Genomic DNA, 19,298 nt, shown 5'->3' with positions numbered 1-19,298 from the left:
GAGGTTGTTCTCAACGAATTAAAACAGAAAACTTTCTTTTCTGGAAAGTAGTATACCACGGAAAACATGACAACGGGCAGCCGGTTTAAAAGTTTCGATTGCTTTTTTATAGGAAATAAGCTACAATTTTTGAAAGAATACTGTTTGTTTCAAAACAAAGGAATCATGGCGGAAAGGACTGGTTTATCAACATGAACGCACAAGAATGCAAGGAACTTCAGATCACCGCGGCAAAGGTACGCCTTGGTATCATAGAAGGCGTGTTCCATGCAAAGTCTGGCCATCCGGGAGGCTCGCTCTCTTCGGCGGATATTTTCACATATCTCTATTTTAAAGAAATGAATATCGATCCTCAGGATCCTGAAAAAGCAGACAGGGATCGCTTTGTGCTCTCCAAGGGCCACTGTGCCCCAGGGCTCTATTCTACTTTGGCGCAGCGCGGCTATTTTGCTGAGAGCGAGCTTCAGAAGCTCCGCCATATCGGAGCAATGCTGCAGGGCCATCCGGACATGAAAGGCACCCCAGGTGTGGACATGAGTTCCGGCTCGCTGGGGCAGGGGATTTCCGCTGCTGTAGGCATGGCGCTGGCGGGAAAACTGGACGAAAAAAACTACCGGGTTTACGCTTTGCTGGGCGACGGGGAAATCGAAGAGGGCCAGGTTTGGGAGGCTGCGATGTTTGCCGGCCACCATGCGCTTTCGAACCTCTGTGTCATCGTGGATAGCAACGGCCTGCAGATCGACGGCCCTGTAGCAGAGGTAGGAGGCCCCGAACCCATTGATAAGAAATTTGAAGCCTTTGGTTTTGAGGTCATGACGATTGACGGCAACAATTTTGATGATTTGGAAGAAGCTTTTGCAGCGGCGAGAGCCTGTAAGGAAAAACCTTTTGCAATCATTGCCAAGACCACCAAAGGAAAAGGCGTCTCCTACATGGAAAATCAGGTGGGCTGGCATGGAAAAGCCCCCAACGCCGACGAGTATGAGGCTGCTAAAAAGGAGCTTACAGAGAGTCTGAAAGCTTTGCAGGCCTGAAAAAGTGTTCAGACTGTTTGTGCTGTGCGATGGAACAGCATGTGTTTCAGGTCCGATGAATAGAAAGGATGGTCAGATCAATGGCTGAAATGGTAAAAAAAGCAACGAGAGAGAGCTTCGGCGAAGCGATAACCGCGCTTGCTGAAACCAATTCAAATATTGTGGTGCTGGACGCCGACCTGGCGGAGGCTACTAAAACTGGTATTTTCAAAAAGAAATATCCGGAACGTTTTATCGACTGCGGCATTGCGGAATGTAATATGATCGGCATTGCGGCCGGTCTTTCCACCTGCGGGAAAATTCCCTTTGCGGCATCGTTCGCTATGTTTTCTGCAGGCCGTGCTTTTGAGCAGGTGCGCAACTCTGTTGGGTATCCTCATCTGAATGTAAAGATTGTAGGCTCCCATGCAGGCATCTCTGTGGGTGAGGACGGCGCCACCCACCAGTGCTGTGAAGACATCGCCCTGATGCGCACGATTCCCGGAATGGTAGTATTGAATCCTGCAGATCACTACGAGATGCAGGCTGCGGTAAAAGCGGCGGCGGAGTATTACGGTCCCGTATACATTCGTCTGGGGCGTCTGGCAGTGGAAAGCTGCAACAACAATGACGATTACAAATTCGAGATTGGCAAGGGTATCACCCTGCGGGACGGCAAGGATATCACCGTGATTGCCTCCGGTCTGATGGTGGGTGAGGCGGTCAAGGCGGTGAAGGCTTTGGAAGCGGATGGAATCGATGTGCGTTTGATTGATATGCATACGATTAAGCCTCTCGACCGCGAACTGGTCCTTAAAGCTGCGCAGGAGACCGGCCGCATTGTTACGGTAGAGGAGCACAATGTGATAGGGGGATTAGGTGAGGCGGTAGCTTCCTATCTCTCCGAAGCCTGTCCCACACCTGTTATCAAAATAGGTGTGAATGATGTCTTCGGCCATTCCGGCCCTGCTGTTGACCTGCTGAAGGAGTTTGGCCTGTCGGCAGAGAATATTGAGGCAACTGTGAAAAAAGCGCTGGGGAAATAAGAAAGCTAAATTAGTAAGTTTCTGCAGCTGCAGGGGATGCCGCAGCAGAGGTTTGATTTGCTGGGAGGGGAACCTGAAAAGGAACTCCTCCTTTTGTTTTGGTACAGATATGTGTGGAATGGAGCGAAGAAAGATGAATGGGAAGCTGTTGCTTCGCGATGCAGTACCGGGAGACTGTGGCGCGCTTTCCCGGATGAACCGGGAAAGTATGGGGTACGATTATCCAGAAGAGGCTACAAGGGAAAAGCTTTGCAGCCTGCTGGCCGACGGTCGGAATAAGATTTTTGTGGCAGAATTAGAAGGCAGAGTCATAGGCTATGCACATCTGGTGGACTATGATGTCCTGTATGCCCCGTCTATGAAAAACATCATGGGAATCGCAGTCAGCCCGCAGTATCGAAGAAAAGGTGTCGGGAGAGTATTGCTGGAAACCGGGGAAAAGTGGGCCGCAGAGACAGGCGCTGCAGGCGTTCGGCTGGTTTCCGGTGAATCTCGTACAGAAGCCCATGCGTTTTACAGGTCGTTAGGGTACCAGAGTCCTAAGAGGCAGATCAATTTAAAGAAAGTGTTCTAAAAGGAAAAGAAGATTTATACTCGGGATCGGGAGATGGCGCTTCCTCCTTGAGATAGATGAAATTCTTTGCCAGCGAGACTATCCCCCAAGCATGCCGCCCTGCTTGGGGGATAGTTCTTAATTTTCGTGATTGCAGGAATCTGTGTAAGGTATTTCCGATGAAATACGTCTCTCTTATCAGAAAGGCAGTTCGAAGCGAGGAAAGAAAGGCCGCCCTATTCATAATCTTCCAGAATCGCCTTTACTTCCATAAAACTGTCAGTGGCAATTCCCTTTCTCAGAAGCTTGAGATCTTCCTCGGGGAGCAGATATACATCCACATCGGCGGTTAAAAAAGGATCGGAAGCTCCATTTTTGTATACTCCGATTTTTCCGTCGCACACTGTTATCAGATAATGTTCTGTTTCCCGGACCGCCGTGCTGGAAGCTTGTGAGTCCTGGCTTTCTTGACTTGAGAAACTGTTTAGGGTATAATAGCTACTAGCATTTTTTGCGGGATCGCCCTGTACGGCAATTGCTGTATTCTGCTTCAAAGAGAAAGCAGCAGCGCTCACCACCAAGGCGGTCATCGTGACAATGGAGAGAATTAGGGTTGGTTTTTTGTAGTTTTTTGGTCTATTTCCACTCATGAGCAATCACCTCCGGCTTATTATGTGCCAAATTATGGCGAATATACCAGGGGTGGGAGTCTAAACCTGTTAGGGAGGTACGCCGTGCTGAACAGAGAAGATATCAATAAATACAACACTACATCGATGGAGATACCCTCGGGGCGTGCAGAGGGAGAACTTTCGCAGACAGCCGGGGCCACGGCGAAGACAGTTGGCGGCATGGTGTGGAAGGCTGTGAAGACCCTGCTGTGCATTTTATTCCTTTCGGGAATGTTAGTGTTTATTTCGGTTGCCACTTTCATTTTCAGCTTCAAGAATTCGGTGCCGCCGAATATCTCCGCTATGAAGCTGAAATTTTCCAGTTTTGTCTATTTGGATAATCCCGACGGCACTTCGACGGAATATACGACCTTTTACAGTGACGAAAACCGCGTCTGGACACCGCTCAGCGAGATTCCGAAAGCGATGGAGGATGCGCAGATCGCTATCGAAGATAAGCGTTTTTTCGAACACAGTGGCGTGGACTGGAAATCGACGGCCAGTGCGGTGCTGAAGCTCTTTACCCATACAGGTGGAGGCGGCGGTTCTACTCTTACCCAACAGCTCATCAAGAATTTGACCAATGAAAATCAGGTGAGCATTCTGCGGAAAGTGAAGGAAATTTTCACCGCTCTCAATTTGGAGAACGGCTATACTGCGGAGGATGGGGAAAGAAAGCCGGGCTACAGCAAAGATGAAATTCTCGAAGCTTATCTCAATGTGGTCAACTACGGAGGCCAGTGCCAGGGCGTAGAGGCCGCGGCCAACTGCTATTTTGACAAGAGTATCGGGGAATGTTCAATTGCGGAATGCGCGCTGATTGCGGGCATCACCCAAAACCCCTACCAGTTCAACCCTTTGATTTTTCCGGAGGAATCCAAAGGCCGGGCCAAAACGGTGCTGGGCGAGATGGTGGATCAGGAAAAGATCACCCAAGGTGAATACGATGCGGCAATGGCTGAGCTGCAAACGATGAAATTTGTAGGCGCTGAGCTGGAAACCACCGACGTAGACGAGAACCAGGATGCGGAAAAATGGAACTGGTATATCGATACCATGTTTGAGGACATTGCAGCCGATCTGATGGAAAAATACGGATGGGCTTATGACTACGCTGTGGACCAAATCTACAATTCGGGCTTGGAAATCCACTGCGCTATGAACTTGAAAATGCAAACGGACATTGAGAATTTCTTCCTGGGTTCGGAAAGCATGCCGGAGGATCCCAATACGGAAATCGGCTTCTTTATGATGGACTATTCCGGAAAAGTAATGGCTGTGGTAGGCAGCCGCAACCAGCGCACCGGTATTCGGCTGTGGAACAACGCCACGCAAAGTTACCGGCAGACAGGTTCCGCCATCAAGCCCATTAGCGCTTACAGCGTGGGCCTTAACACCGATGCCATCACATACGGCAAGGTGCTTAAGGACGAGCCCATCCCCAATATCCTCGATGACCCGACGGAACAATGGCCGGCCAACTTCTCTCTGGAATACGAGGGTACCATGAACGTGGACCATGCTATCGAGGTATCTCAGAACGCACCGGCTGCCTGGCTTTGTCAGGAAGTGACGCCGGAGGCCTGTTTCGACTGGCTTACAAACAAACTTCATTTCCAGAAACTGACAGAGGAGGATTCCCATAGCTTGGCGGCTATGGCGCTGGGCGGCCTTTCCGAGGGCGCCACGGTGCGGGAGATGACCGCTGCTTTTCAGATTTTTGGGAACGGCGGTTATTACAACAAGCCCTACACCTATAATTATATCAAAGACCATGACGGCAACGTCATTTTAGATAACCGCGAAAAGCAGGGAGAGCAAGTCATGACTGCGGATAACGCCACTGTCATGAATAAGCTGCTGCACCGCCCTACAGAGGGGCCGAACGGTACGGCTACCGGTATCATGCAGGAACTTCCGGTTGACGTGTTCGGCAAAACAGGTACTACCGATGATATGTACGATTATTGGTTTATCGGCGGCACGCCATTCTGTGTGGCCGGTATCTGGAACGGCTATCCCAATCCGGATTATCTGGAGGACTCCACCATTCACAAATACACCTGGCGTGCTGTGATGCAGTATATGCTGGATAATTACGATTGGTCGGATTATAGTTATAACCTCAGCGACGATGTGGTGCAGGCCACGTTTTGCCGCAGCAGCGGGCTTTTGGCAGGGGGAAGTTGTTATGACACTGCCACCGGCTGGTATACCCCCAATAATGTTCCGCGCACCTGTAATGGTGGTTCAGATCACATCGCCTACGGCAAAAAGCCGTCTTCTCCGTCTCCATCCCCCTCGCCCTCCATTACACCATCTATAGAGCCAAGCGTCACACCTTCTGTGACACCGTCGGTTACTCCGTCTTTGACGCCGACTCCATCTGAGCTGCCTCCGGATTCTTCCGATGATCCCAGTTCAGGCGGCGAGTCCAGCGAAGTGGAACCGACGCCGTCAGACAATCCGACTCCTACGCCATCGGTAGAGCCCGAACCACCGCCGCCGCCAACGGAGGAACCGACGCCTACATTGCCGCCTGACAACTCCACTGTGGCGCCTCCGGAACCTGCCGGGGAGTGATGGAAGAGTCCTTTTGCAATTAAATCTGTTTCAGTAAAAACTGCCGGAATTTTCCCGGCAGTTTTTGGTTCATAAGGGTGTTGCGCGGCATTTTGTGCATTGTAAAAAAGTATGGTTGTCTTTTTAAGACATCTGCCGATACGATGATTCCGGAATACTGTCGGCGATAATCGGAATTGTCTGTGGAAAAAGGCAGAAAAAACACTTGATTTTTCCAGTGTGGTGTGATAAACTGTTTCTTGCTGCGATACAAACGTTTATTGGTGGTGGACAATGGAACAGAATTCTTACCTTGTAATTGATGAAAGGGTATTGCCTGAGGTCTATCAAAAGGTGGTTCTTGCCAGTTCTCTGTTGGAAAGCGGAGAGGCGGCCAATACTTCTGAGGCGGTAAAGCTTGCCGGAATTTCACGCAGTGTGTATTATAAATATAAGGATGCTGTTTTTCCCTACATCAAGAAGGAGAATACAGGAATTTTAACGGTACAATTTATCCTGGTAGATCGTCCAGGTGTTCTGGTAAGCCTGCTGACGGTATTTTATGAGGCAGGCGCGAATATTCTCACAGTGAACCAAAATATCCCGGTAAAAGGCAGAGCTTTTGTCTCTGTTTCAGCCAGAATCGGACGAATGTCTCAGACCCCGGATGCGCTTTTGGAACAGCTAAAGGCAGTAAACGGGGTCGTTAAAATTGAAAGCATCGTTGACTGAATCAAGATAAGGCCGATGAAATGGTAAAATATTGGGTACGAAGGTTTGGAGAGAGATCCGGGAAAGATTTATGAAGAGAGGGAATAATCATGGCAGATATAGCAGTTCTGGGGCATGGCGTTGTGGGATCCGGTGTTTTGGAGGTGCTTCTTTCTCACAGGGAGAGTATCGCAAAGCGCGCTAAAGAAGAGCTTAACGTTAAATATATTCTAGATATCCGTGAATTTCCAGATTTGCCCTATTGCGATAGGTTCACCAAAGATTTCGACAGAATTTTGAATGACGACAGCGTGAAGATTGTGGTGGAAGTGATGGGCGGTCTCGAACCTGCTTTTCCTTATGTCAAAGCCTGCCTGGAGCATGGAAAAAGCGTGGTGACCTCCAATAAAGAGCTGGTGGCGGCCAAAGGGGCGGAGCTGCTGGCTATCGCCCAAAGGAATAATTTGAACTTTTTGTTTGAGGCAAGCGTGGGGGGAGGCATCCCGATTATCCGTCCCATCAGCCAGTGCCTGGCTGCCAATGAGGTCAGTGAGATTGCCGGTATTTTAAATGGGACCACAAATTTTATTCTTACGAAGATGATTCGGGAGCACATGGGTTTTGAGGAGGCGCTGGAATTGGCCCAGCAGCTGGGATATGCCGAGAGAGACCCTGCTGCGGATGTAGAAGGCGACGATGCTTGCCGCAAAATCTGCATTTTGGCTTCCCTGGCTTTTGGCACCCACGTATATCCCCGTGATGTATATACAGAGGGAATCACTCATGTCACGCTGGGAGATGTGGGATATGCCGAGGCTTGGGGCGGTGTGATCAAACTGATCGGGGAAGTAAAGACGCTGGAGTATGGAAAGATTCAGATTGAGGTCTGCCCCATGTTTGTCAGCCGAGAGAGCCAGCTTTCCAGTGTGGACGATGTGTTTAATGGCATTATGGTGCGCGGGGACGCCACCGGCGACGTGGTCTTTTACGGAAAAGGGGCGGGAAAACTGCCCACGGCCAGCGCTGTAGTTGCAGATGTGATCGACTGTGTCAAACATTTCAAAGCGAGAAAATATCTGTTCTGGGAGGACGCCAAACCCGGTTATGTAGAGCCTTATGAAAACATGGTGGAAGATGTGTTTATCCGGGCCAAGGGCAATGATTCCGACGCTGCCTTTGAGGTTGTGGAACAGGTCTTTGAAGGAGCAGAGCGCCTGATCCGCAGGGAGGAAGAAGAGGGAGAGATTGGTTTTACTGTAAAGGATGTGAAAGTGAAAGAGTTGGAAGCAAGATTTGCCCGCTTGAAAGAGCTGGGTGTGGAACCGCTGAACCATATCAAGATATCCGATTTTTGAACGGGGGCCTGTAACTGATGATTCGTATCGATGTGCCTGCCACCAGCGCCAACCTGGGTGCGGGCTTTGATTCTCTGGGAATTGCTCTGACGATGCAGAACCGGGTGTGGATGGAGGAATCAGACTCTCTGGAGATTACCTGTACCGATTCCACCGACGTCCCCAGGGATAGCAGCAATCTCATTTTCTGGGCGGCCAGCCATCTGTATGAGATTTGCGGGAAGAAGCTGCCTGGGCTGAAAATTGTTCAGGAGAACAACATTCCGATGGCCAGAGGCCTGGGAAGCAGCTCGGCTTGTATTGTGGCGGGAATCCTGGGAGCAAACCGCTTCCTTGGAAATCCCCTGTCCCATACCGATTTAATTAACTTGGCGGCGAAGATCGAGGGGCATCCGGACAATACCAGCCCGGCTCTCTCGGGCGGGCTGGTTGCTTCCGCTATGGAAGGGGAACGGGTCTACAGCGTCAGCGTGCCTGTCTCCGAAAAAATCAGATTTGCAGTGATGATTCCTCCTTTTGAACTCAAAACGGAAAAGGCGCGAGCCGCACTCCCGAAAGAGTATTCCCGCGAAGACGCCGTTTACAATTTATCCCGTTCCGGACTTATGACGGCTTCGTTGTTTTCCGGAGAGCTTCAGAATCTTCGTGTAGCGGTGCAGGACCGGATTCATCAGCCATACCGCAGCAGTCTGATTGACCATTATGACGACGTTTTTCGTATGAGTTATGAACTGGGTTCCCTGGGAACCTACGTCAGCGGTGCAGGTCCCACCATCATCGCCATGATTGACTCGGAAAATGCCGGCGCCTTTAGCAAAAACTGTATCAGTCATTTGGAAGACAAAGGAATTGACGGATGGCGTGTTGAGCTTTTAAGCGCCGCACAAAGCGGAGCAAAAATTGTAATTGAATAAAATAGGTTAAAAAGGGTAATAGGCCTTCATCCAGGGAAACCTGTGAAATTATACGGAACTGGCCCCGGTTTTAGGCTGCGGCCGGCAGGAAGGGAATGTTTTTATGGCACTGATCGTGCAGAAATTCGGCGGCTCATCCGTCCGCGATGCCGAACGTATCAACAATGTGGCGGACATTGTTACCTCTACCTATCGGGAAGGCAACGACGTGGTGGTGGTGGTTTCCGCGCAGGGAGATACCACAGATGATTTCATCGCCAAAGCTGCGGAAATCAATGAGAAGCCCTCTAAGCGGGAAATGGATATGCTGCTCTCTGCCGGAGAACAGATTTCCGCTTCGCTGCTGGCAATGGCTATCGAACGCATGGGGTATCCGGTAGTTTCTTTATTGGGCTGGCAGGCCGGTTTTGATACTACCTCTGATTATGGCAATGCCCGTATCAAAAAGGTGGATGCCTCCCGTATCAAAAAGGAAATCGACAAACGCCGAATCGTGGTGATTACAGGATTTCAAGGCGTAAACCGTTACGGCGACATGACCACGCTGGGACGGGGCGGTTCCGACACCAGCGCTGTGGCTATCGCGGCTACCATGCATGCTGACCTGTGCCAGATCTATACGGATGTAGATGGCGTCTATACGGCTGATCCTCGGAAAATTCCCGGAGCCATCAAGCTCGATTATATTTCCTATGATGAAATGCTGGAGCTTGCCACGCTGGGGGCGCAGGTTCTGCATAACCGTTCCGTGGAGATGGCAAAAAAATATAACATTGAACTCGAGGTCCTCTCCAGCTTGACCCGTCGGAGAGGGACGATCGTGAGGGAGGAAAACAACGTGGAAGAAATGCTCATCAGCGGCGTAGCCAAGGACGACAATATAGCAAGGATATCCATTATCGGAGTGCCGGATAAGCCCGGGCTTGCGTTTAAGATTTTTTCGAAGCTATCTTCTAAAGGCATTAACGTGGACATCATTCTGCAGTCTATTGGCCGCAATGGCACGAAGGATATCAGCTTTACTGTGGCAAAGAATAAGATGGAAGACGCCATGAATCTGCTCAACAGCTATGCTGAACTGCTGGGCGCCTCTGGGATCGTCTCCGACGACAAGGTCACGAAGGTTTCTATTGTAGGCGCCGGTATGGAATCCCATCCTGGTGTAGCCGCTGAGATGTTTGAAGCATTGTTCACCAGAAATGTAAATATTCAGATGATTTCCACCAGCGAAATCAAGATTTCTGTATTGATCAATAAGGCGGACGGCGAACGTGCCGTAGAAGCAATTCATGAGAAATTTTTTGAAAACGCCTGACCTGTTTTAATTGGTAAGCCAACCAGATATTGAAAGAAAAAGTAGAGGTTAATCGCCCCCGGACAGCAAAAGCTATGTTCGGGGGTGATTTTTATGTATCCTTATTATTGGGGCGGAAACCCCAGCGGAGGCGCGATGGCATTCCCTTTTGCTACCTTGCTGGACAATGATCTTGGACTGCAGGACCTGCCTGAAGAGGTGCGGGAAGCCATTGAGATTCACAAAGATGAGATTCATTCGGAAGAAGACCTCAGAGAAATGGCGAAAGAGCTTATGCTGAGACGATAACCTCCTCGTTCCCGGCAAAGCAAGCTGCTGCAAAGCTAGACGGTCGGAACATCATTCTGTAGAAGCATATGCCGCGGCGACGGCAGAGCATTTTCACCAGAGTTGTTCCTGACTGGATAAGGTTTGCAGCAGTTTTTTTGTGTTTACTGTAAAAGTCGGCCATGTCAACGAACAAGCGGTATTTACAAAATGTTTTCTGCATTCAGCAAGCCGATTTTATTTTCAGCTATCACTCGGATAGTCATAGCAGGATTCAATTTCTGCATTCTCCTGATTAACATACTTTCAATTTGTGTCACTTGATCTTCTAAGGTAACAACCAATAAGATGGCGGCAGCTTTCCTGCCTGTACTGGCTTTATAGTTTGTTGCTTGGTCAGCCATATGTTGCGGGATATAATGAAAAGTGCTGGAATTCCATGAATTTTTTGAAAATGAATATTTTATTTCAAAAATGTAATCATGGAGGTCTGGATTTTTTGAAATGGCAATGAGATCATATTCGAGGTTGTTAATCTTTATATTATCTTGTACTTCGTATTTGGCTCCTAGTTCCTCTTTAATTCTATCGCTAACCGCTTTTTCTACAGCTTTATAACGTTGCGTAATTTGACTGTAAATCAAACGGTTCTCTTTTCTGACAGCAGCTTGCCGCATTTGTATTTCTTCGACGCTAAGTTCCCGGCCGTCATCGGGAGAGCCCTCTATCATATTGGGACGCTCCAATGCTAATACTTCGTTGGCAATTTTCTCGTCTTTTTCTTCCATTGTCATCTTTTTATATTGTGCCTCAGCTGTTTGAAGATCTAAGTCTTGTTTAGCATCAGTTTTTTTCTGGCGTGAATACCACATTTTACACCCCAGAATTAAAAGAACGACGCCACATAAAATGCAAACGATCGACAGAATCCATATGTTATTGGTGAGCCAAAGACATAAATTTTGCTTTGCTATAATGACTTGACTGGCTGTTGAAGAAAGTTGAGATAATTCCTGTTCGGAAATTAAGAGCACAGAATTTTCCTGCAAGAAGAAGTGAACTATTACGATAGGGAGTGCAAATAAGACAATACCGGCAGAAACCAAAAACTTCGGGAAATTATCATATTCAATTTTAGACATGCAAATCCCCCCTTCGGTACACTAATTTTAGCCTTATGAATGGACAGTGTGACAAAGCTCTCTCTATCAAGTTTCGCATTTAAAACGAATAGAGCTTTCCCAGCCGAAAAGGCCGAAAAAGCTCTATTTGGTCCGAGTGGCGAGACTTGAACTCACGGCCTCTTGACCCCCAGTCAAGCGCGCTACCAACTGCGCCACACCCGGACAACGTGTTATATTATATCTGATCTTTTCGAAAAAAGCAACCCCTTTTTTCGGTTTTTTTTGATGTTTTGAATTTTGAGAGATCCGGTGGTGGAGCATAATCAAAATGACGCAATCCTTGCAGTGATATCCCAGATGCAAGAGTGCAGAAACTCAAATCAAAGGAGAAATTACTATAAGGAGTTGCTATGTATTATGTATGAATGTTAGGAGGATGACATGAGTTCCAGAGGACGTATTGTAAAAATCTTGACATTATTAACCAATAAGATATAATTATGGTGAAAATAAATATGAAAGTCGGTTTTTTCAATGAAAAGGGAGAAGAAAAACTTAATTTTCTTAATAGCTGGGATTGTTTTAGTGTCGTTGCTTGGTGTTGTGTTTTATCAATCTGCATTGCCCACTGTACAATCTTTTTATACAGATCAAACTTCTCTCGTAATGGATATTCATTCTGAAGACAATCTAAAGTTCCATGCGGATCCTGAACGGTGCAAATATGGGAAAGTGGAATATATCAGTTCAGATCCGGATGTGCTGTCTGTTATACCGGACGAAACGGACAAGTTAACATGCAAACTGGTGTCTTTTGACTTGGAAGGGACGGCTCAAATACAAATTCGCCAAGTACAAAAGAATGGAGTTAACGCCACGGTACTTGTGAAAGTAGAAGATAAGTCATTAATTGCGGAGCTGAAGGAGGATGCTGAGTGTGTTGATCAATTAATTGGGCAGTTGGATTTAAATCAACTGTCGTATTCAGATAAATCCTCAGTAGAGGAGTGCAGAACGGCGTATAATGCCCTTTCGGACAGAGCTCTTCAGTATGTCACCCTTGAAAGCAATCTCGTAAGGGCTGAAAATGAAATTAAAAAGATAGAAGCATCCTATCAAAAACAGGCAGAAGCGGTTGCAGATCAGGTGGATGCTGTCGGGGAAGTAACACTGGAGAAAGCACAGCTGATTGAACAATGCCGAATGGCATACGATGCTTTAAACGATGAAGCAAAGCAGTTTGTAACAAATCTGGCTGTATTGGAAGAGGCTGAAGAGGAGTTGGATTTTTGCCTCAGTGCGGACGAGCTTGATCAATTGATTCTTTCTATTGGGGAAGTCACGTTGGAAAAAGAAGAAGCAGTGATGAGGGTTTACTCGGCCTATTCGAGGCTTCCGGAAAGCGCAAAGAAAAAAGTACAGCGCTATGGCATACTGACAGCGGCCGTCGGCGTCATAAATACGTTAAAAGCGGATAAGGCGGAGGCGGAACGCCAAGCAGAGGAAGCCAGGAAGCTTGCAGAACTGGAGGAACAGCGCTCTACTGAGGAAAATACCGGGTACGGAATCGTGTATTGGACGCCGAAAGGGAAATCTTATCACAGCCGGGAAAGCTGCCCTACGCTTTCCCGATCCAAAACGATTTTGTCTGGTTCCGTTTCAGAAGCTAAAAATTCCGGGCATGGGGATCCCTGTAATATCTGTGCAGGGGGCTCTTAAAATTCGGTCGTTTAGAGGGCGTAGAAAAGCTGTTTGCAGTAGGGATGTAAGAATGACGGCATGAAATTTGCAAATAGGGGAGGCATTTGATGAGATCAAATAGGCGAAATGAGGGTAGAAAAGCGTATTTCCAGGCGCAGAGGCAGAATCCGACAGGAAACTACACTGAATTTGTAGTGCGTACCTATTATCTGATCTACCAGGCTTGCGGAGGTGATTTCAAGGTTGCTATCCCGAAACAGTCGCTTGATGTGCGGAGGATGAGCTACGCCGTTTACGACGGTATCTATGACAAACCGGACCATGGCTATTCGCAGGTTATCAGCAGCTGTCTCAAGGATCTGGAAAGAGCCGGGTATCTTCGAATACAGCAGAGGGATGGATGCGAATACATCAGTGTGGAAAAACCGCTGGATTTTCTGTTGGAAGGAGAGCATGAAATCTATTGCAACCGATTTGGAATAGGGAAAGCTTCTTCAAAAGGTGCAGCTGTCGTATCTCTGCAGCCGATTTGTTCGCGGGATGAATTCAAAGAGACACTTGAAGGCATTCTGCATCCAGAGAACAATCCGGGTATCCCTCCTCAGGAAAGGACAAGTCGGAGAAAACAGCGGCTGAATACACACTGTGAGGCTTGCGGCGGTTATTATGTACACAGATACAGTAAATACGGTCCTTTCTTTGGCTGTAGTAATTATCCTGACTGCAGAAATACGAAGACGATTGCCGGATTGTCTTATATGATTTTGCAGCAAAAGGGGATTGACATCTACGAGGACAGCCATGTATGCTGGAAATGCGGCAGGATGATTAAGCTTCACAGCTATTTTCCGCAGATAGATTTTTATCTGGCTGATCCAGTGTTTTCAAAGCTTTACGATTTGAGCGTTGTCAGGCTGTCTGTGGCGGACACGCTGGATGCCTATCTCTCTCAAAAGTATAAGAATATTCAGATGAGGTATAGTAAAAAAGCAGGCTTCTCTTACATGGCCAATACCTGTCCTCATTGCGGCAGCCTGCAGGGCAGTCAGATGTCTCTCAGCGGTATGTTTGACAACCTGCTGAAAGAGGCAGAGGCGGGAAAAATAGGAAATTATGTTGCGGAACATATCACAGATATGAAATTGCTGCCGGAGAAGGAGTGGCAGCTCATCGTTGATGCAGTTATGGAGCGGGAATAAAGAGACGAAACCACCCAGTGGCTGGGGTGCCACTGGGTGTCATAATTTTTGTTGATTATCTTGATTTTGTATTATTTATTGTTTTGTTTCGCTACGCAGCAGACGTTCCACTGCTTCAATATTTTTTCGCTCCATGGATTTGAGCCGGTTAGCGTTTGCCTTGAGCTGTTCCCGTTCCGGGATAAGAGAGACTGCACTGTCTGTGGCTTGCATCAGCTTTTCTGCAGTGACGTCTTCCAGATCAAGGCAGGTTCCACAGTGCAGGTAATCGAGAAAGGAGCCGATCTTTGGGTCATAAGAGACTCCAACCAGAGGTACGCCGCTGACGGAAGAAAAAATCAACCCGTGCAGTCGCATGGAGATCACGGCGCTCATATGCGCCAACACAGATATCAATAGCTCCGGCTCAGCACGGTCGTCCAAAATCACCGCCGGGTTTCTCATATGCCCGCAGACCTGCTTCGCTGCTTCCGTGTCATGAAAGATATTCAAAGAGAGAAATACAGGTTTTAGGCCATAGACTTCGAAAGCATAGTCGGCGCAGGCGGCAAAGGCCTGCGCCCTTTCGGAGAAGCCATACCAAGTACGCAGCATAAAGCACAGATACTTCCCGTCGGGAGAGAGTCCGTGCCGTTCCAAATAGAGCCTTGCGTCCTCATCGGGAGCAGGAGCCAGAATCAGAGCAGGATCAGAACTGAGGATGATATCCGGCTTCTGAACGCCGAAGCTTTTCAACTCCTGAACAGAATCCTTTTCCCGCAGCGTGATGGTATCCACTGAGCGGTCCAGAACCCTTTTCACCAGGCGGATGTTTCTCTCGCCAGACACGGGGCCGATGCCACAACCATACATGTCCACTTTATTTCCTAAAAATTTAGCCATACGCAAGGTGAACAAATAGTACCACAGGCTCCGGTAACTGGTGGCGTTTTGAATGAGGGTACCGCCGCCGTTGATATAGAGGTGGGAGTGGCGCATGGCACGTATCATGCCAAACAGATTGAAGGTATAGACAGAATTTACCCGGTACCTTTTTTTGATGCTCTGGGTGTTTTTGGCAAGCACCGTTATAGGCATATATTCGTCAATTTGTTTGACGGATTGAATGATTGATTTCAGGATTGCGTCGTCTCCGGCGTTCCCGTGGCCGTATGCGCCGCAGACGATTGTTCCGTCCCGCAGGCCAGCCTGCTTCTTTTCTTCCCGCCTGGCGCTGCGCCTGAGAATACTCTCATAGATTTCCAGCTGATGCTCCACCATACGGTCGATGGAAAAGTCTCTGGAGGCCTTTTCATAGAGAAGCTCACCCATTTTTCTGCGCAGCTCCTGGCTGCTTCCTAAGGTAACTAGGTGTTTTGCCAGCTCTGCTTCATTGCCCGGCTCAAAGATAAAACCATTTTTTCCGTCATCAATCAGCACTGGAACGCCGCCTACCCTGGAGGCGATGGTAGGCCGTTTCATGCGGGCTCCTTCCGTCAAAGCGTAGGGGAAGGTCTCGGAGATAGAGGTGAGAAGGTTGATGTCGATAGCATGGTAGAAGGAATTGATGTCGCTGACCCAGCCAGCAAAACAGACCCGCTGGGAGATGCCTAAGTCCTGAGCCATGTCCAGCAGCTTCTGCCGGTCCTCGCCGTCTCCCGCCACCACAAGCTTCAGGTGCGGGTTCTGTTCAGCTGCAAGCTTCATGGCCCGCAGCAGGGTGGGAATATCTTTTACCGGGGAAAGTCGGGCGGCAATCCCGGCAACCACGTCGCCGTCTTCCACGGGAAACTGAAGGGATTGAAAGTATTCCTCCCGGCTCATTGTGCGGATTGGCGTTTTAAAGTCAATGCCGTTATAGATGGTATAGATTCGATCAGCGGGGAAATCGCGTTCGATCAAGATGTCGGTCATGGGATCGGAAACACCGATATAATAATTGACTCTGCGTAAGGCCAGCATATTGGTGGTACCGTAAGAGAGCCTGGCAACGGGCCGCCCAAGGTAGTCCAACCGGTAATCGCTGTGCACTGTAGTTACTACAGGGGCGTGCACATATTTTTTGATAAGGTTTCCCATCAGATTTCCGCGGGCGCCATGGCAGTGTATAATATCAATCTTTTGATTGCCGATCAATTTTTTCAGTTCCCTCAAACCCACAATAGGATTTCCGGATTCTATGACGTCAATGGGGATTCCCATATTTTCCGCATCTTCAGAAAACTCTCCCTTGCGAAAGCAGACCAGCCGTGCATCAATATACCGGTTGAGCTCTTTCAGAAGGTTGAGTACGTGAGTTTTGGCGCCTCCTGTATCGCCGCCGCCGATCAAATGAATCACTCTCATGTTCTATTTTTCTTCCTTTCTCCGGACCGAGATGATTGGGAGCCTGGGCTCTCGGAAACTGTCCGGCATTCAGCTTTCTCGTTAGCCGGAAAAACGGATTTGCCGAGGGGGCTTTTTTGGCGCGGTTCTGCCGTTGATTCCCTTGGTTCCAAAAGAGGAAGAGAGCGGAATTTTTCCAGAAACCACACATCCTGTGCGGTAAATTCCATTCCGTTGAGGTAGTTGAGAATTCCAGCGTCCGAGGTAAAATCAAAAATCAGCCGGTAGGAGTAGAGCGCCTGATAGGGATACCCAGCTTTTTTATTTACGTAGTTTTTGCCGTATTTCCCGTCCCCGGCCAGAGGATGGCCAATGGAAGCGAAGTGGGCGCGTATTTGATGGGTCCGTCCGGTGAGCAGCTCTACTTCCAACAGGGAAGATTCGGTTCGTTCTTCCAGAACACGATACTTAGTTCGGATGCTTTTTGCATTTTCTGTCGGTTTTTTGCTGATATAGACCCGGTTCTGCGCCTCATTCTTTTCCAGATATCCCGTGAGCAATCCCTCTTTTTCCGACAAATGACCGCATACCACGCAGAGATAGAGCTTATGCATCTCCCGCTTTTTTACTTTTTCGTTCATAATCCGAAGAGTCTCAGCGTTTTTGGCAGCCATCACGATACCGCCGGTGTTTCTGTCAATCCGGTTGATGAGCGCCGGAGCAAAGGAACTTTCTTCTTCCGGAAGGTATTCGCCTTTTTCATAGAGATAATGCTTTACCCTGGCGATCAGGGAATCAAAATGATAGTTTTCGTCCGGATGGACAATCAGGCCGGGTTTTTTATCGAGAAGCATCAGGTTCCCGTCTTCATAGAGAATATTGAGCTTGTTGGGCGCCTTGATAAAATCGTGTTCCCGTTCGTCTTTTTGGAAAAATTCGTCCTTCAAATAAAGATTCAGCACATCGCCTGGCTGAAGGCGTGTGGAAATTTCACACCGCTTCCCGTTCAGTTTAATATCCTTTTTTCTGATACTTTTGTAAAGCATTGACTGCGGAAGGTTGGGATAGGATTTCGTCAGAAATTTATCCAATCGCTGATTGGCGTCATTTTCTGCTATGACTACGGTTTTCAAGAGGACGCTCCTTTCTTGCAAGCCGTTGTTCGCCGTAAAGTAAAAAAGAACCGGGGCAGGGAGAGGACGATACCGATGCCCAGAGCGATGGCGATGGCTATTTTTATGGTTTCCAAGCCCTTGCTCAGGGCCAGGGAATTATCGCTCATAAAGAAATGATAGCCAGTGTAATAGATTCCGGCGCCGGGGACAATGGGGAAGATGCCGCAGATCAAAAAGATGGTAACAGGTTCCCTGCGTGCAAAAGAGAAAATCCGGGAAAGCCAGGCAAGGGCTACTGAGGCGAAAAAGGAGGCGATTACAGTATCTGCCCCGAAGCCCATGGAGGCCAGGTAGACCAGCCAGCCGGCCCCTCCAGTAATCCCGGCGAATACATATTCTTTTCTCGGCGTGTGGAAGATAATGGCAAAGGCGATCGTAGCGATAAAGGCAACGCCGGTCTGGAAGAGCCAATTGAGTAAGACAGACCAAGAAATCACAGAGGCATACCTCCTGTTATGATAGACATCAGCCGGATGACTACGCCTACGCCAACGGCGATGCAGCCGCCTACCAGCACGGCGTCGATCATACGGATGGTACCGCTGAGATAATCGCCGTTGAAGAAATCCCGAATGGAAGTGGTCAGAGCCACCCCTGGCACAAGCCGGATGATGGAGCCGATGATAACCTTGTCGATATTGTTTCCCAATCCACACAGCACAAGCAGCACACTGCAAAGCGTTACAAAAGCGCTGGCCGAGAGATTGGTTAAAAATTTGGAGAGGCTGTGCGTGGAGGTGAAATGCAGATAAAGCTCCAGAACAAGGCCGCAGAGAAATGCGGTGAGCGCATCAAAGGGGCTGCCTCCAAACAAATAACTGAAGGCGGCACTTCCTACACCACAGGCCAAAACCGCCAGCGGCAGGGGAGAATAGGGGAGCCCCTTGATATTCTCCAGGATCCGGAAGGACTCTTTCACACTGTGTTTCCCGGCAGCTATTTCGCGGGAGAGCTGGTTGACAGCGGAGATCCGTCCAAAATGTATGGCCGTATTGGGAAAATGTTTGAGCTGAGTGGTGTGCTTTACTCCATTTTCCACACCATTTGCGAAGATGGCGTTGGAAATCACATAAACGTTAAAGGCGTCTGCGTGAAAGGATTTTGCCACCCGCTCCATCGTCTCCTGGACACGGGATATTTCCGCTCCGTTCACCAGGAGCGTTTCTCCCATGGCGAAAGAGAGCTCCAGAATGCTGTTGTTGTCGCTCATGACCGATCAGTCTCCGTTCCGAGGGTTTCATTTGCGCAAGAAATATTTTATCAGCTGCAAAAAACGGGCCTAACATTTCCTCATAGTGTCTGCCTGCGTACCGTCTTAAAGAATGCCTGCAAGTCAGAGGCATGGGATTACCTCGTCTGTGTTTCGTACCGGCAGCCCATGTCTCTTG

Annotated in this window: 17 protein-coding genes and 1 tRNA gene; 11 read left to right on the top strand and 7 right to left on the bottom strand. The window is 48.6% G+C overall.

Features of this window, described 5'->3' with window-relative positions; translation table 11 throughout:
- The first annotated feature begins 191 nt into the window (after positions 1-191).
- The 3 genes from BN3911_RS13005 to BN3911_RS12995 all read left to right on the top strand — a co-directional run bounded on the left by BN3911_RS13005 (position 192) and on the right by BN3911_RS12995 (position 2,633).
- The gene (locus tag BN3911_RS13005) at positions 192-1,034 is read left to right on the top strand and encodes a transketolase (protein ID WP_066866342.1); all 843 of its coding nucleotides are present in this window, start codon (positions 192-194) and stop codon (positions 1,032-1,034) included.
- An 80-nt stretch (positions 1,035-1,114) separates the two neighbouring features.
- The gene (locus BN3911_RS13000; protein ID WP_066866340.1) at positions 1,115-2,059 is read left to right on the top strand and encodes a transketolase family protein; all 945 of its coding nucleotides are present in this window, start codon (positions 1,115-1,117) and stop codon (positions 2,057-2,059) included.
- A 133-nt stretch (positions 2,060-2,192) separates the two neighbouring features.
- Positions 2,193-2,633, top strand: coding sequence for a GNAT family N-acetyltransferase (locus BN3911_RS12995; protein WP_066867896.1), 441 nt, complete (start codon positions 2,193-2,195; stop codon positions 2,631-2,633).
- A gap of 215 nt (positions 2,634-2,848) precedes the next feature.
- On the opposite strand, the gene BN3911_RS12990 is transcribed toward BN3911_RS12995, so the two are convergent.
- Complete coding sequence (locus tag BN3911_RS12990) at positions 2,849-3,262, bottom strand: hypothetical protein (RefSeq protein ID WP_147578604.1); 414 nt, start codon at positions 3,260-3,262, stop codon at positions 2,849-2,851.
- An 84-nt stretch (positions 3,263-3,346) separates the two neighbouring features.
- Between BN3911_RS12990 and BN3911_RS12985 the strand changes: the two genes are divergently transcribed.
- The 6 genes from BN3911_RS12985 to BN3911_RS12955 all read left to right on the top strand — a co-directional run bounded on the left by BN3911_RS12985 (position 3,347) and on the right by BN3911_RS12955 (position 10,428).
- Positions 3,347-5,866, top strand: coding sequence for a transglycosylase domain-containing protein (locus tag BN3911_RS12985; protein WP_066866336.1), 2,520 nt, complete (start codon positions 3,347-3,349; stop codon positions 5,864-5,866).
- A gap of 273 nt (positions 5,867-6,139) precedes the next feature.
- The gene (locus tag BN3911_RS12975; RefSeq protein ID WP_066866332.1) at positions 6,140-6,577 is read left to right on the top strand and encodes an ACT domain-containing protein; all 438 of its coding nucleotides are present in this window, start codon (positions 6,140-6,142) and stop codon (positions 6,575-6,577) included.
- A gap of 89 nt (positions 6,578-6,666) precedes the next feature.
- Positions 6,667-7,911, top strand: coding sequence for a homoserine dehydrogenase (locus BN3911_RS12970; protein ID WP_066866329.1), 1,245 nt, complete (start codon positions 6,667-6,669; stop codon positions 7,909-7,911).
- 17 nt (positions 7,912-7,928) lie between these two features.
- Complete coding sequence (gene thrB, locus BN3911_RS12965) at positions 7,929-8,825, top strand: homoserine kinase (protein ID WP_066866327.1); 897 nt, start codon at positions 7,929-7,931, stop codon at positions 8,823-8,825.
- Between the two features lie 103 nt (positions 8,826-8,928).
- Positions 8,929-10,140: an aspartate kinase gene (locus BN3911_RS12960; RefSeq protein WP_066866325.1), complete on the top strand. Its 1,212-nt coding sequence runs from the start codon at positions 8,929-8,931 to the stop codon at positions 10,138-10,140.
- 93 nt (positions 10,141-10,233) lie between these two features.
- On the top strand, positions 10,234-10,428 hold the full coding sequence (locus BN3911_RS12955) for a hypothetical protein (RefSeq protein ID WP_147578603.1): 195 nt from the start codon (positions 10,234-10,236) through the stop codon (positions 10,426-10,428).
- A 182-nt stretch (positions 10,429-10,610) separates the two neighbouring features.
- Here the strand turns inward: BN3911_RS12955 and BN3911_RS12950 are convergent, their stop codons facing one another.
- Positions 10,611-11,549 carry a hypothetical protein gene (locus BN3911_RS12950; protein WP_066866321.1) on the bottom strand — a complete coding sequence of 313 codons (939 nt, stop codon included), beginning with the start codon at positions 11,547-11,549 and terminating at the stop codon, positions 10,611-10,613.
- Between the two features lie 128 nt (positions 11,550-11,677).
- Positions 11,678-11,753 (bottom strand) — tRNA-Pro (locus BN3911_RS12945).
- Between the two features lie 312 nt (positions 11,754-12,065).
- On the opposite strand from BN3911_RS12945, the gene BN3911_RS12940 reads away from it, so the two are divergent.
- Positions 12,066-13,250 (top strand): hypothetical protein, encoded by a 1,185-nt coding sequence (locus BN3911_RS12940; protein ID WP_066866319.1) that lies wholly within the window; start codon positions 12,066-12,068, stop codon positions 13,248-13,250.
- 89 nt (positions 13,251-13,339) lie between these two features.
- The gene (locus BN3911_RS12935) at positions 13,340-14,431 is read left to right on the top strand and encodes a topoisomerase DNA-binding C4 zinc finger domain-containing protein (RefSeq protein ID WP_066866317.1); all 1,092 of its coding nucleotides are present in this window, start codon (positions 13,340-13,342) and stop codon (positions 14,429-14,431) included.
- 75 nt (positions 14,432-14,506) lie between these two features.
- Here the strand turns inward: BN3911_RS12935 and csaB are convergent, their stop codons facing one another.
- The 4 genes from csaB to BN3911_RS12915 are packed head-to-tail and all read right to left on the bottom strand — an operon-like array spanning position 14,507 to position 19,120.
- Positions 14,507-16,756 carry a polysaccharide pyruvyl transferase CsaB gene (gene csaB, locus BN3911_RS12930; protein WP_066866315.1) on the bottom strand — a complete coding sequence of 750 codons (2,250 nt, stop codon included), beginning with the start codon at positions 16,754-16,756 and terminating at the stop codon, positions 14,507-14,509.
- Entirely contained in the window at positions 16,753-17,868 is a 1,116-nt protein-coding gene (locus tag BN3911_RS12925) for an RluA family pseudouridine synthase (protein ID WP_082942276.1), read from the bottom strand. Before BN3911_RS12925 ends, csaB begins: the two co-directional genes overlap by 4 nt.
- A complete protein-coding gene (locus BN3911_RS12920) occupies positions 17,865-18,347 on the bottom strand; it encodes a threonine/serine exporter family protein (protein WP_242871133.1) in 483 nt (160 codons plus the stop codon). Before BN3911_RS12920 ends, BN3911_RS12925 begins: the two co-directional genes overlap by 4 nt.
- A complete protein-coding gene (locus BN3911_RS12915) occupies positions 18,344-19,120 on the bottom strand; it encodes a threonine/serine exporter family protein (protein WP_066866313.1) in 777 nt (258 codons plus the stop codon). The genes BN3911_RS12920 and BN3911_RS12915 overlap by 4 nt, the downstream gene beginning before the upstream one ends.
- Positions 19,121-19,298: the final 178 nt, after the last annotated feature.

The sequence above is a fragment of the Neglectibacter timonensis genome (genome assembly GCF_900048895.1).
Lineage (GTDB): Bacteria > Bacillota > Clostridia > Oscillospirales > Acutalibacteraceae > Acutalibacter > Acutalibacter timonensis.
The sequence above is the reverse complement of the archived record's forward strand: the minus strand, read 5'-3'. Positions and strand labels throughout refer to the sequence as shown.